The organism is Enterobacter hormaechei ATCC 49162 (assembly GCF_001875655.1).
GTDB lineage: Bacteria > Pseudomonadota > Gammaproteobacteria > Enterobacterales > Enterobacteriaceae > Enterobacter > Enterobacter hormaechei.
Window position 1 is genome coordinate 616,286 of sequence record NZ_MKEQ01000002.1, and the last position, 13,154, is coordinate 629,439.

Here is a 13,154-nt window from a genome sequence, read left to right on the forward strand (position 1 = left end):
AAGGTCATTCGCTTGCCAGGGCGCGTCGTTGCTGGCGGCGCTTGATGATTTTCTCCCGCAGAGCATCGTACGCCCAGTTGTAGAACATGGTGTACGGCAGGAAGAACAGGAAGAAACCCAACTCCAGCGTGAAGGCCTGAAGCAGCGTCACGCCCAGCACGGCGGCAACGAGGGTTACGCCAATCACAATAAAGCCGCATTCAAAACCCAGGGCATGCAGGGCACGTACCTTCGCCGTGCGCTTCACCCGCTGGACGGGCCAGAAACGGTCGAAGCCAAAGTTATAGATAATGTTCCAGAGCATTGCCGTGGTCGCCAGAATTATGGTGAGACCTCCCATTTCCACTACCGAGCGCTGCATTAGCCACGCGGCCGTTGGGGCGAGGATCGCCGTAGCAATACCTTCAAAACAGACGGCGTGGAAGATCCGCTCCGGCAATTTACGTTGGAGTGCATCCTGATGTTGCATAGTTACCTCATGTAGACGCCAGTATGGGCGTTGATGCGGCCTATTCTTATCGCTTAAGCTGATATATAAAAGATACTGTCCATCGATAAAGTAGATACATCATGCGTTATTCCCCCGAAGCCCTCACCGCATTTGTGGAAACGGTCGCCGCAGGTTCGTTTTCTGCTGCGGCAAGACGACTGCGTAAAAGCCAGTCCACCATCAGCACCTCCATCGCTAACTTTGAAGCTGATCTCGGGTTTGAGTTATTCGACCGTTCGGCGCGTCACCCGGTATTAACTGCCCAGGGTGAACAGGTGCTGGGCTATGTCCAGTCGATCCTCGCCGCCAGCGCGCGCCTGGATGAGCTGGCCGTATCCTTAACGGCGCAAACGGAGGCGCGTTTTACCTTTGTCCTCTCCGATACGCTTAACCCGGCCGTGCTGGAAGAGATGATGAGCCAGTTCGACCAGCGATTTCCGCACACCGAATTCGAGTGTCTGATTGGGGAAGAGGAGGACGTGATCGATCTGCTGCAAAAGGAGCGGGCGCAAATTGGCCTGACGGAAGCGCGCGACAGCTACCCGACCGATATAGGCGCGACCCGTCTGCCCATGCAGACGCGGATGGCTATCTACGTGTCTGCCGGACATCCTCTGGCAGGACAACATGAGACACAGGCGGACGAGCTGCATGGCTGGCGCGAACTGCGGCTGAGTACCTATCTCGAACGGGAAGCGACCGTTGCGCGCGGGCCGGTCTGGTCTGCGCCGAATTACCTGCTGCTGTTGAGCATGGCGGTACAGGGCTTTGGCTGGTGCGCGCTCCCCTGTGCGCTGGTCGACGAATTTGCCGCGTCGAAATCGCTGGTGCAACTGAACGTGCCGGGCTGGCCGAGGTCGATTGCCATCGATCTGGTATGGAACAAACGAACCCCGCCCGGCGTCGCCGGAAGCTGGCTGCGCCAGTACTTGCAGGACGCACGATAATCCTGTGACTAAACTCACTAATTTTAAACATTTGCGTCAATTGTTGATAACAATCCTCTACTATCGTCATGTCATTTTGCACAGAGGTCGTGATGAAAGATGTCGTTATAGTGGGTGCGTTACGTACGGCTATCGGCTGTTTTCAGGGAGCGCTTGCGCGTCATTCTGCGGTTGATCTTGGCAGCGTGGTGGTAAGAGCGCTGGTGGAACGCAGCGGGATTGCCGCACATGAAATTGATGAGGTGATCCTGGGCCAGGTACTGACTGCTGGCGCGGGACAAAACCCTGCACGCCAGGCGGCGCTGAAGGGCGGCCTGCCTAACACCGTATCGGCGATCACCATCAACGACGTCTGTGGTTCAGGTCTGAAAGCGCTTCATCTTGCGACGCAGGCCATCCAGTGCGGTGAAGCGGACGTGGTCATTGCCGGTGGACAGGAGAATATGAGCCGCGCCCCGCATGTCCTGACCGACAGCCGGACCGGCGCGCAGCTCGGGAACAGTCAGCTGCTTGACAGCCTGGTTCACGACGGGCTGTGGGACGCCTTCAACGACTACCATATGGGCGTAACGGCGGAGAACCTGGCGCGGGAATACGGCATCAGCCGCGAGCTTCAGGATGCGTATGCCCTTAGCTCGCAGCAAAAAGCGCGTGCGGCGATCGACTCCGGCCGTTTTCGCGACGAAATTGTCCCGGTCAGTATTCTGCGCCATAACGGAGAAGCGCTTATCGTCGATACCGACGAGCAGCCGCGTACCGATGCCAGTGCAGAAGGGCTGGCAAAACTCGATCCGGCTTTCGAAACACTGGGCTCTGTGACGGCAGGCAACGCTTCATCGATTAACGACGGTGCGGCGGCGGTGATGATGATGAGTGAAAGCAAAGCCCAGGAGCTGGCGCTGCCGGTGCTGGCGCGGATCAAAGCGTTTGCCAGCGTGGGCGTTGATCCCGCGTTAATGGGGATCGCTCCGGTCTATGCCACGCGCCGCTGTCTGGAGCGGGCGGGTTGGCAGCTGAACGATGTGGATCTGATTGAAGTCAACGAAGCTTTTGCTGCGCAGGCAATCTCGGTCGGAAAAATGCTGGAATGGGATCCGCTGCGGGTCAACGTCAACGGCGGTGCAATCGCGCTGGGTCATCCCATTGGCGCCTCTGGCTGCCGCATTCTGGTGTCGTTAGTCCACGAAATGAAAAAGCGTAACGCCCGAAAAGGGATCGCAACGCTCTGCATTGGCGGAGGGCAGGGGGTGGCCCTGGCGATCGAACGGTAGTTTTCCCCTCTCTGTGCAAAGAAAACCTCCCTCGGGAGGTTTTTTTGTGTCCGCTGAATCCTTTTTTAACACTTGTGCGTTCTTTCTTAAGTCCGCAATAATTATTGCGCGGTTAATTATTCGCTTTGTTAAGTGCTTAATGTGATCTGACGCCTGAAATTTCCGCTTAAAACGCTTTTTTTGTTGATGAGGCTCACGTCGATCTTTGCCAAAAAAAATGAAACAAATAATTTCGATCCTTGTCACTAAAATAACGATGCATAAAAAATAAACTCAAGTTTCATAAAAACGAAACGTTATTTTAATTGAGGGTTTTTTCATGTTTAAGAAATCTCTGCTCCTTGCTTCCCTTATTAGTGCCTCTTTTGCGGCTAGCGCCGTCACTGTCGATCTGCGTCACGAATATATCGACAGCGGCTCGAATGCCGACCGTGTTGCCGTCTCACACCGCTTTGATAATGGCTTTGGTTTTTCAGTCGAGGCGAAGTGGAAATCAGGCGGGGACAAGGCTGATCAGCCATTCGCGGATGTGGTAGGGAACGGTCATGAAGATCAGATCAGCTGGCGCTGGAAAGCGACAGACAATATCGCCCTGACGCCCGCGTTTACGATTGAAAGCACAGACAGTCGCACCATTTATAAACCGAATCTGCATGTGCAATATAGTTTCGATAATGGCTTCTACGTAGCCGCGCGTTACCGTTACGAATATACCCGCTACCCGTCAAGCTCAAATAAGGACGATGATAAAGTTAACCGTGGCGATGCATGGGTCGGTTGGGTATTAGGCGACTGGCGTACCGAGCTGAACTATGTTTACGCGAAAAGCTCTGAAGGCGTGGCCCGAAATAACAATAAAGATTATTCCAACGAATATAATGCCAAGCTGGCCTACAAATGGGATAAAAACTGGGCACCGTATGTTGAGGTGGGCAACGTGGGGGTTAAAGACACTGACGAACGCCAGACCCGTTTCCGTTTAGGCGTGGCGTACTCCTTCTGATAATTCATCTTCTTCGCTAAAACCGCCGGGTGGCACTTCGCTTACCCGGCCTGCACCTCCCTTCCACGCCGTCGTTTCGTATGTCGCGCAATTACCCAAAAAAAAGCCCTCCGAATCGGAGGGCAAGGCCAGTTACAGAAACACTAACTCAAGTCAGGCATGCAACATTTCAGGTTGCTCGGGGAGTTTCGCGATATAGAGGGCCGGTTTGCCGTCTTTATCGGAACTGTACAGCACCGCTTTTTCGTCCGGCGTGAAGGACGGATGCGGGTGGGTGACCTGGCGGCTGTTCGCCACCGTAGCCCAGGACGTGTCATGACGGGCGATGCGGAAATAGGCTTTCTTCGCCACGTCAAAGGCATACAGATAAGGATCGTTATCAATGGTGTAGCCGCCCGTGTCTTTCACATCCACAGGCGTGCCGGAACCGTCGCCGACCAGCATGGTGCCGTCAACGTTGCTCATCAGGTGCGAACAGGCGGGCATGTTCATTACCGCTTCATTCACGCCGGTGTCCGGGTTGAAGCGGGAGATGGTGCGCCCCTGCTGACCTTTCAGATACGAGACGTACACCAGCGCGGAGCCGTCCGGCACCCAAAATTCATGTGTACAGCTTTCACCTTCTGCGTGCGCTTTGACTTTCCGCACGTTGCTGCCGTCTTCATTGACCAGCCACATGCGGGCGTCAACCAGGTCGTGCGGCCCTTCATGGCAGAAGGCAACGGTATTGTCATCGAACGGGCGATAAATCGGATGTCCCAGCCAGATCTTCTCTTCATGGATGGTGGTGCTTTCACCCGTTTTCAGATCAACGCGCAGCAGGCGGCAGTGCGGCCCTTTGTGGAAGAAGTCGTGGAAAATTTTCCAGTCGTTGAGCGGCGTCCAGTCACGTCTGGCAATCTCAATGCCCACCAGTTTGGTGCAGTCGCTGTTTGCCACCCAGGTACCGTAGCCGATCCACTCTTCCGGGACGCGGTACACTTCGCGCTCCGCCAGCGTCTGTAAATCCACCTCCAGCAGGGTGCGATCGTTCTTCACATAGTAGAGGGATTTATCGTCCGGGGAGAGGAAGCCGCCAAAGGTGTTATCCCCCACGCCTTCGGTCAGCTGCACCGCTTCAGCGTTTTTCAGATCCAACAGGTAATAGTTCCAGTGCCCGTCGAACTCCCCGGCGAACAGCAGGTGGCTGCCATCGTTAAAGAAGCACTTCTGGTAAAAGTAGTTGCGATGACAGGTTACTTCCGGTGGGGTCAGGCGGGTGACTTCCACGCCTGTATCCGGATCGCGGCTGACCTCGTAGTTCAGCTTGACCCGCATACCTTTAGCCATAATGCACTCCTTTGAACGCGTAAAGTGGGTTGAAAACCGGGTGTTAAATTATCAAAACGATGTTTCATTATGTGTGACTGACAGCGCAATTTCTCAGTTTCATTGCCCAGCGTGAGGGTTTAAAAGAGTTATCGTGATCGGAACACCATTTCTGACATAAACACACAGAAAAAATGAAACGTTGTTTTAAATGTAATTGAAAACCCTTTTATCAGGGGATAATATGTGTTCATCGCGAAAACGGAACGTTGTTTCGTTAATTATCTTTGCCTTCGGGCACGATCCATTCTGGAGGTTTACGTGGACGTCAGACAAAGCATCCACAGTGCGCACGCTAAAACGCTGGATACTCAGGGGCTGCGCAGTGAGTTTTTAGTTGAGCAAGTGTTCGAAGCCGATAAATACACCATGGTATACAGCCATATTGACCGCATTATTGTGGGCGGGATTATGCCGGTGGCGAAAACCGTCTCTGTAGGCGGTGAAGTGGGCAAACAGCTGGGCGTGAGCTACTTCCTCGAACGCCGTGAACTGGGCGTAATTAATATCGGCGGGCCGGGCACCCTTACCGTCGACGGTCAGTGCTACGAAATTGGCCACCGCGACGCGCTGTACGTGGGTAAAGGGGCGAAGGAAGTGGTCTTTGCCAGCGTTGACGGCAGCAAACCGGCGAAGTTTTACTACAACTGCGCGCCAGCACATACCACTTATCCCACCAAAAAAGTGACCCCTGCGGACGTTTCCCCGGTGACGCTGGGCGATAACCTCACCAGCAACCGTCGCACCATCAACAAATACTTCGTTCCGGATGTGCTGGAAACCTGCCAGCTCAGCATGGGGCTGACCGAGCTTGCGCCGGGTAACCTGTGGAACACCATGCCGTGCCACACCCACGAGCGCCGCATGGAGGTCTACTTCTATTTCAACATGGATGAAGATGCCTGCGTGTTCCACATGATGGGACAGCCGCAGGAGACGCGCCATATCGTCATGCATAACGAGCAGGCGGTCATTTCCCCGAGCTGGTCTATTCACTCTGGCGTGGGAACGAAAGCCTATACCTTCATCTGGGGGATGGTCGGTGAAAACCAGGTCTTCGATGACATGGACCACGTCGCTGTTAAGGATCTGCGCTAGTCGCAGGCAGTTAAGCATAAATCTGCCTGTTGGTGACAGGCGCTGAACGATTAAGGAACAAACATGATTCTGGATGCATTTTCTCTGCAAGGTAAAGTGGCTGTGGTTTCCGGTTGTGACACCGGGCTGGGGCAAGGTATGGCGTTAGGTCTGGCGGAAGCGGGCTGTGATATCGTCGGCATTAACATTGTTGAGCCAACGGAAACCATCGAGCGCGTCACCGCGCTGGGCCGTCGTTTCCTGAGCCTGACTGCTGACCTGCGCAAAATCGATGCGATCCCTGAGCTGCTAGATCGCGCGGTGGCGGAGTTCGGTCATATTGACATTCTGGTTAACAACGCAGGCCTGATCCGTCGTGAAGACGCGATTAACTTCAGCGAAACGGACTGGGACGATGTGATGAACCTGAACATCAAGAGCGTGTTCTTCATGTCTCAGGCGGCAGCGAAGCACTTCATCGCGCAGGGGAAAGGCGGCAAGATCATCAACATTGCCTCCATGCTCTCTTTCCAGGGCGGCATCCGTGTACCGTCTTACACCGCATCGAAGAGCGCCGTGATGGGCGTGACCCGTCTGCTGGCGAACGAGTGGGCGCAGCACAACATTAACGTCAACGCGATTGCGCCGGGCTACATGGCCACCAACAATACCCAGCAGCTGCGTGCGGATGAAGAGCGCAGTGCGGCTATCCTGGAGCGTATCCCTGCGGGGCGCTGGGGGCTACCGAGCGATCTGATGGGCCCGATTGTCTTCCTGGCATCCCCGGCGTCGGATTACATTAACGGCTACACCGTTGCCGTAGACGGCGGCTGGCTGGCACGTTAATTCAGCCCGAATAAAGAACCTCTGCCCTCGGGTGGAGGTTTTTTTTGCGCCAAAATTGGCTTTATCCATATCCTTAAAGATGAAAAATCCATACCAAAATGGAATGAATGACGGGTATCACATATTTATTGCTTAAAAATTAACTGATTAATAAAAAATAAGGATAATCCACCTTGATTTGAAATTGTAATGTCCATCACAGATCGGTATGTCGTAGCGAAAAAATCCATATCTTCACCAGTTCCGACCTGACACTTTCTTCCGGTATCTCGTAATTTCACTTAACGAATTTCGCTGTTGAGGCAGGAAACTATGACATCTATAAATGACTCTACCCTTATGCCCGCTGCGCTGCGCGATACCCGACGCATGAACCAGTTTGTTTCTGTCGCGGCTGCCGTGGCCGGTTTACTGTTTGGTCTGGATATCGGCGTTATCGCTGGCGCACTGCCCTTTATTACCGACCACTTTACGTTAAGCAACCGCCTGCAAGAGTGGGTGGTGAGCAGCATGATGCTGGGCGCGGCCATTGGCGCGCTCTTTAACGGCTGGCTGTCGTTCCGTCTCGGGCGCAAATACAGCCTGATGGTCGGGGCGATCCTGTTTGTTGCCGGATCCATTGGCTCGGCGTTTGCCACCAACGTTGAAGTGCTGCTGCTCTCCCGGGTGCTGCTGGGCGTGGCGGTGGGTATCGCCTCCTACACCGCGCCGCTTTACCTCTCCGAAATGGCGAGCGAAAACGTGCGCGGGAAGATGATCAGCATGTACCAGCTGATGGTGACGCTCGGTATCGTGCTGGCGTTCCTGTCGGATACGTACTTCAGCTACAGCGGCAACTGGCGGGCAATGCTTGGCGTACTGGCGCTTCCCGCGGTACTGCTGATTGTGTTAGTCATTTTCCTGCCGAACAGTCCGCGCTGGCTGGCGCAAAAAGGGCGTCACGTGGAGGCGGAAGAGGTGCTGCGCATGCTGCGCGACACGTCTGAAAAAGCGCGTGAAGAGCTGAACGAAATCCGCGAAAGCCTGAAGCTGAAGCAGGGTGGCTGGTCCCTGTTTAAGGCGAACCGCAACGTGCGCCGCGCGGTGTTCCTCGGCATGCTTTTACAGGCGATGCAGCAGTTTACGGGGATGAACATCATCATGTATTACGCCCCTCGCATCTTTAAAATGGCCGGTTTTACCACCACCGAACAGCAGATGATCGCCACGCTGGTGGTGGGGCTGACCTTTATGTTCGCCACCTTTATCGCAGTGTTTACCGTGGATAAAGCCGGACGCAAACCGGCCCTGAAAATTGGCTTTAGCGTAATGGCGCTCGGCACCTTGATCCTCGGCTACTGCCTGATGCAGTTCGATAACGGCACCGCATCCAGCGGGCTATCCTGGCTCTCCGTCGGCATGACCATGATGTGCATCGCCGGTTACGCAATGAGTGCCGCGCCGGTGGTGTGGATCCTCTGCTCTGAAATTCAGCCGCTGAAATGCCGCGACTTTGGTATTACCTGTTCCACCACCACCAACTGGGTGTCGAACATGATCATTGGCGCGACCTTCCTGACGCTGCTGGACGCAATTGGTGCGGCGGGAACCTTCTGGCTTTATACGGTGCTTAACGTGGCGTTTATCGGCGTGACTTTCTGGCTGATCCCGGAAACCAAAGGCGTGACCCTGGAGCATATTGAACGCAAGCTGATGAGTGGGGAGAAATTGCGTAATATCGGCGTGTAATGTCATTGCCCGGTGGCGCTTCGCTTACCGGGCCTACGATACCGTGTAGGCCGGGTAAGGCGTAGCCGCCACCCGGCTTTGTTTTTACCGCATCGCACGTCTCAAAATACGCTCCGCCTGACGCTGGAAGTCAGCGGCGGTCTCTTCCACCGTTTTCTGCCCGTAGTCGATATACTGCAAAGAGGTACCGAACTGCGCCACAATCTGTGGGTCGTCAAAGTATGGCGAGACGGTGAGTTTCGCTGGCAGCGACTGCGCCAGGCGCAGGCCCGCCACGGAAGGATCGTCCTCTTTAATGGTGCCGTCTTCGGTCAGATACTGCACCGCCACTTTGCTCAGCGGCACGCCGCGCTCCAGGCCCAGCGTATCAACCCCTTCTTTGCTGTTGAGGAGGAAGTTAATCAGCTTCGCTGCTGCTTCCGGGTTTTTGGTCGTCTTACCAATCGACAGCATTTGCGCCGGTTTGAAGAACAGCCCCGCGTCGGTAGCGCCCGGCAGCATCGGGTAGCTGCCCAGCTCCAGTTTCGCCGGTGGCTTCAGGTTGTCGGAATACTTGTTGATGGTAGAGTTCCACATGTAGGTGCCGCCCCATTCGCCCTGGATCCACGGCTTCATCTCATACATGTTGCTCTTACCGAACGAGGCATAGTATTTGGTGTCCGGCATCACGTGGCTGTCGATCAGCTTTTTGTAGGTCTGGAAGAACTCTACCCACTGCTCTTTCGTGTAGCTGAACTTTTTGGTTTTCTCGTCCACCGCAGGAATGTTGTACTTCTGGATCATGTACGAGTTCAGCAGCGCCAGCGTATCCTGGTGCTCCAGTATGACCGGGTAGTATTGCTTGCCGAGCTTGCTCTCGAAGGTTTTACCGGCCGCCATCAACTCGTCCCAGGTTTTCGGGTATGCAATGCCCGCTTTTTTCCAGGTCTCGTCATTGAAGTAGAACACGCGCGCCGTCACCGAGACTGGAATGCCGTTCAGCTTGCCGTTCACGGTGGTGGTTTGCAGCTCTTTCGGATCGAACTGGGACAGGTCGATCACGTCCTTCATCTTGTTAAGATCGTAGAAGCCGTCACCGGTTTTGGAGAAGATTGGCAGCCAGTTCCAGTTCGTCTGCATCACGTCCGGCTCAGTGCCGCCCGCAATCTGGGTGGTCAGACGGGAGAGGTGCCCGTCCCAGCCGGTGTATTCCGCTTTCACGTTGATGTCCGGGTTCTGCTTATGGAACTCTTCCAGCGCTTTCAGGGTGACCTGGTGACGGCCATTGCCGCCCCACCAGGACATCCGTAAATCCACATTCTGCGCCATCGATGGCAAAGCGGTAAGGCCCAGGGTCGCGGAGATTGCTGCGCTTAAAAGCACTTTTTTCATTTTTATTACTCCATCAGAGAGAGAGGTTCTGTTCAGTTTTTGCGTCAAAAATATGACACTTGTTCATCTCAAACGTGAAATACACCTTACGATGAAGACCCTTATCAATCATTGGCTTAGCTTCATCGGACGGGATTCGGGCGGTCAGTTCGTAGTCCGCGACCTTCAGGTACACGAAGAATTCGTGGCCCATGTTCTCAACGCGCACCATCTCCCCGCTACAGCCGCCGTTCGGGAACGGCTGATCAGAGAGCGACACAAATTCCGGGCGCACGCCGTAGAAGATCTCCTGACCCGCATAAGCCGCGACTTTCTCCTGCTTCTCCGCGTTCAGCGGCATGGTTTCACCGCCAATGGCGATGTGCAGCTGGCCCGCTTTTTCCACCAGTACGCTCCTGCGAATATTCATCTCCGGCGCGCCGATAAAGCCCGCCACGAACATGTTTTTCGGCTTGTGGTAGAGGTTGTCCGGCGTGTCCACCTGCATGATGTGACCGAGCTTCATCACGCAGATGCGGTCGCCCATGGTCATCGCTTCGGTCTGGTCGTGGGTCACGTAAACGGTGGTGGCCGGTTTTCCGGACTTCTTCAGCTGCTTGTGCAGGTCAGAAATACGGATACGCATTGAGGCGCGCAGTTTGGCGTCGAGGTTTGAAAGCGGCTCATCGAACAGGAAGACGTCCGGCTTTTTCACAATCGCTCGGCCTACCGCCACGCGCTGTGCCTGGCCGCCGGAAAGCTGGCGCGGCAGGCGGTCGAGCAGTTCTTCCAGCTCAAGAATTTTGGCGGCTTCATTCACCTGAGACTCAATCTGATCTTTCGGCAGCTTGCTTAACTTGAGACCAAAAGCCAGATTCTCGCGCACCGTCATGTGCGGATAGAGGGCGTAGTTCTGGAACACCATTGCAATACCGCGCTCTTTCGGCGCGAGGTTGTTCACGATCTTGTCGCCGATGCGCACCTCGCCGCCGCTGATGGTTTCCAGCCCCGCCAGCATGCGCAGGGTAGTGGATTTAGCGCAGCCGGATGGGCCGACAATCACCATGAATTCCCCTTCGGCGATTTTAAGATCGATCGCGTGTACCGCTTTAAAGCCGTTGGAGTAGACCTTTTCCAGCTTGTTGAAAATAACTTCAGCCATGGTATTTCCCTCTTAACCTTTAATTCCGCTGCTGGTGACGCCCTGTACGAAGTAGCGCTGTGCCAGGAAGAAGACAATGATGGATGGCAGAATGGAGATGCTCGCCATTGCCAGAATTTCGTTCCACGGCGCCCCTTCGGTGACGTCGATGGACATTTTCAGCGCCAGCGCGATGGGGTATTTATCCACGCTGTAGACATAAATCAGCGGCCCGATAAAGTCGTTCATGGACCACATGAACTGGAACAGGGCGACGGAGATAATGGCCGGTTTCAGGATCGGCACGACCACGTACCACAGCACCTGGAAGGAGTTACAGCCGTCGATCTGCGCCGCCTCTTCCATGTCACGCGGGACGCCGCGCAGGAACTGGATCAGCATGAAGACGAAGAATCCCTGGGTGGCGAAGGCCAGCGGCAGGTACAGCGGCATGTAGCTGTTGAGCATGCCCATTTCACGGAACATCAGGTACTGCGGGATCAGCAGCACGGTGCTGGGCAGCAGCATGGTGGTGATGAGCGTGGCGAACCAGAACTTCTTCCACGGGATTTCGAAGCGGGCAAAGCCGTACGCCACGATGGTGGAGGAGATAATGGTCAGGATCACTTTCGGGATCACATACTTGAAGGTGTTCAGCATGTAATGGCCGAAGGTGTATTCGGTGCCGGTTTTCCAGCCGTTGACGAAGCCATCCCAGGTGGCGTGGGCAGGCCACAGGCTCAGGGTGGTGAAGATCTCGTGGTTCGGTTTGAACGACGCCGAGAACATCCACACCAGCGGGTAAAGCATCAGCAGGCCGACAACCAGCAGGATCACATAGCGAACGGTGGCGTTGATTTTCTCTCTGCGCAGCGTGCGGGCCACTTCGCGCTCGGCGACGCTGCGTGCCGTGGAGAGTTGTTGGATATCAGCCATTTTTGCCTCCTTTATCGGCGGAGTAGAACACCCAGTATTTCGACGACTTAAAGGCGATACCGGCGAAGACGGCCACCACCAGGAACAGGACCCACGCCAGCGCCGCGCCATAGCCCATATCGAAATACTTAAACGCGGTGTCGTAGATGTAGAGCGAGAACAGGTAAGTCGAATAGGTTGGCCCGCCGCCGGTAATCACGTACGGCCCGGTAAATTCCTGGAACGCCTGCGTGGTCTGCATGATGAAGTTGAAGAAGATCACCGGCGTAATCAGCGGCACGGTCACCTTCATGAACATCTGCCATTTCGATGCGCCATCGATCATCGCCGCTTCATACTGGGATTGCGGTACGTTTTGCAGCGCGGCCAGGAAGATGACCATCGCGGAACCGAACTGCCAGACGCGCAGCAGGGTAACGGACATCAGCGCCAGCGACGGTTCACCCAGCCAGTTCACCGGGTCAAAGCCAAATACGCCGATAAAGCTGTTCAGCAGACCATCGATGGCAAATAAGGCGCGCCACAGGACGGCAATGGCGACGGAGCTGCCGAGGATCGACGGAATATAGTAGGCAGTTCGGAAAAAGCCGATGCCGCGTAATTTAAAGTTCAGGACAAAGGCAATGCCTAATGCAAAGGCGAGCTTTAACGGGATGGTTAAAAATACATAGGCAAAGGTCACGCCCATGGATTTCCAGAAGAGCGTGTCTTCGGTAAACATGTAGCGATAGTTTTCGATGCCGTTAAACACCGGCGGACTCATCAAATCGTAATCCGTAAAGCTGAGGAAAAACGATGAGACGAAGGGGAATGCCGTAAAGAGTATCAGCCCGATAATGTAGGGTGATATCCATGCGAGCCCCAGCAGCTTGTTTTCATTCATACATACCTACCTGGCAATCAATGGTTTAATACGAAATCTGCTTTGTTACATTTTCCCAGGCCTGCAATACGCGGCATGAGAGCTGAAATTCAGGGTGCAACGTCTGGCAACGGC

General features: G+C 54.8%; 12 protein-coding genes. 6 read left to right on the forward strand and 6 right to left on the reverse strand.

The annotated features are described in order from the left end of the window. Positions 1–4: 4 nt before the first annotated feature. Positions 5–469 (reverse strand): multidrug/biocide efflux PACE transporter, encoded by a 465-nt coding sequence (locus tag BH712_RS22090; RefSeq protein ID WP_006811844.1) that lies wholly within the window; start codon positions 467–469, stop codon positions 5–7. A 101-nt stretch (positions 470–570) separates the two neighbouring features. Here BH712_RS22090 and BH712_RS22095 point away from each other — a divergent pair, with 101 nt between their 5' ends. From BH712_RS22095 to BH712_RS22105, 3 genes are all read left to right on the forward strand, one after another. Beyond that, positions 571–1,437: a LysR family transcriptional regulator gene (locus tag BH712_RS22095; protein WP_006811843.1), complete on the forward strand. Its 867-nt coding sequence runs from the start codon at positions 571–573 to the stop codon at positions 1,435–1,437. Positions 1,438–1,529: 92 nt separating this feature from the next. Further along, positions 1,530–2,708, forward strand: coding sequence for an acetyl-CoA C-acetyltransferase (locus tag BH712_RS22100; RefSeq protein WP_032674036.1), 1,179 nt, complete (start codon positions 1,530–1,532; stop codon positions 2,706–2,708). A 319-nt stretch (positions 2,709–3,027) separates the two neighbouring features. Further along, the gene (locus tag BH712_RS22105) at positions 3,028–3,711 is read left to right on the forward strand and encodes an oligogalacturonate-specific porin KdgM family protein (RefSeq protein ID WP_003862842.1); all 684 of its coding nucleotides are present in this window, start codon (positions 3,028–3,030) and stop codon (positions 3,709–3,711) included. Positions 3,712–3,864: 153 nt separating this feature from the next. Here the strand turns inward: BH712_RS22105 and BH712_RS22110 are convergent, their stop codons facing one another. After that, the gene (locus BH712_RS22110; protein WP_006811841.1) at positions 3,865–5,040 is read right to left on the reverse strand and encodes an oligogalacturonate lyase family protein; all 1,176 of its coding nucleotides are present in this window, start codon (positions 5,038–5,040) and stop codon (positions 3,865–3,867) included. Positions 5,041–5,340: 300 nt separating this feature from the next. Here BH712_RS22110 and kduI point away from each other — a divergent pair, with 300 nt between their 5' ends. The 3 genes from kduI to araE all read left to right on the forward strand — a co-directional run bounded on the left by kduI (position 5,341) and on the right by araE (position 8,730). Continuing rightward, positions 5,341–6,177, forward strand: coding sequence for a 5-dehydro-4-deoxy-D-glucuronate isomerase (gene kduI / locus BH712_RS22115; RefSeq protein ID WP_032674035.1), 837 nt, complete (start codon positions 5,341–5,343; stop codon positions 6,175–6,177). Positions 6,178–6,240: 63 nt separating this feature from the next. Beyond that, entirely contained in the window at positions 6,241–7,002 is a 762-nt protein-coding gene (gene kduD, locus BH712_RS22120; RefSeq protein ID WP_006811839.1) for a 2-dehydro-3-deoxy-D-gluconate 5-dehydrogenase KduD, read from the forward strand. A 312-nt stretch (positions 7,003–7,314) separates the two neighbouring features. Next, positions 7,315–8,730: an arabinose-proton symporter AraE gene (araE, locus tag BH712_RS22125; protein ID WP_006811838.1), complete on the forward strand. Its 1,416-nt coding sequence runs from the start codon at positions 7,315–7,317 to the stop codon at positions 8,728–8,730. 84 nt (positions 8,731–8,814) lie between these two features. Here araE and BH712_RS22130 read toward each other — a convergent pair whose 3' ends face one another. Genes BH712_RS22130 through BH712_RS22145 form a run of 4 tightly spaced genes read right to left on the reverse strand, consistent with a single transcriptional unit; the run spans position 8,815 to position 13,040 of the window. After that, on the reverse strand, positions 8,815–10,101 hold the full coding sequence (locus tag BH712_RS22130) for an ABC transporter substrate-binding protein (protein WP_006811837.1): 1,287 nt from the start codon (positions 10,099–10,101) through the stop codon (positions 8,815–8,817). A 13-nt stretch (positions 10,102–10,114) separates the two neighbouring features. Next, entirely contained in the window at positions 10,115–11,242 is a 1,128-nt protein-coding gene (locus BH712_RS22135; RefSeq protein ID WP_006811836.1) for an ABC transporter ATP-binding protein, read from the reverse strand. A gap of 12 nt (positions 11,243–11,254) precedes the next feature. After that, on the reverse strand, positions 11,255–12,157 hold the full coding sequence (locus BH712_RS22140) for a carbohydrate ABC transporter permease (RefSeq protein WP_006811835.1): 903 nt from the start codon (positions 12,155–12,157) through the stop codon (positions 11,255–11,257). Next, the gene (locus BH712_RS22145; RefSeq protein WP_006811834.1) at positions 12,150–13,040 is read right to left on the reverse strand and encodes a carbohydrate ABC transporter permease; all 891 of its coding nucleotides are present in this window, start codon (positions 13,038–13,040) and stop codon (positions 12,150–12,152) included. The genes BH712_RS22140 and BH712_RS22145 overlap by 8 nt, the downstream gene beginning before the upstream one ends. Positions 13,041–13,154 lie beyond the last annotated feature (114 nt).

Bases quoted from the DNA above. Each gene is read 5' to 3' on its own strand.
- BH712_RS22140 (WP_006811835.1), bottom strand. From the start codon at position 12,157: ATGGCTGATATCCAACAACTCTCCACGGCACGCAGCGTCGCCGAGCGC.
- kduD (WP_006811839.1), top strand. From the start codon at position 6,241: ATGATTCTGGATGCATTTTCTCTGCAAGGTAAAGTGGCTGTGGTTTCC.
- BH712_RS22130 (WP_006811837.1), bottom strand. From the start codon at position 10,101: ATGAAAAAAGTGCTTTTAAGCGCAGCAATCTCCGCGACCCTGGGCCTT.
- BH712_RS22110 (WP_006811841.1), bottom strand. From the start codon at position 5,040: ATGGCTAAAGGTATGCGGGTCAAGCTGAACTACGAGGTCAGCCGCGAT.
- BH712_RS22090 (WP_006811844.1), bottom strand. From the start codon at position 469: ATGCAACATCAGGATGCACTCCAACGTAAATTGCCGGAGCGGATCTTC.
- BH712_RS22145 (WP_006811834.1), bottom strand. From the start codon at position 13,040: ATGAATGAAAACAAGCTGCTGGGGCTCGCATGGATATCACCCTACATT.
- BH712_RS22095 (WP_006811843.1), top strand. From the start codon at position 571: ATGCGTTATTCCCCCGAAGCCCTCACCGCATTTGTGGAAACGGTCGCC.
- BH712_RS22105 (WP_003862842.1), top strand. From the start codon at position 3,028: ATGTTTAAGAAATCTCTGCTCCTTGCTTCCCTTATTAGTGCCTCTTTT.
- araE (WP_006811838.1), top strand. From the start codon at position 7,315: ATGACATCTATAAATGACTCTACCCTTATGCCCGCTGCGCTGCGCGAT.
- BH712_RS22100 (WP_032674036.1), top strand. From the start codon at position 1,530: ATGAAAGATGTCGTTATAGTGGGTGCGTTACGTACGGCTATCGGCTGT.
- BH712_RS22135 (WP_006811836.1), bottom strand. From the start codon at position 11,242: ATGGCTGAAGTTATTTTCAACAAGCTGGAAAAGGTCTACTCCAACGGC.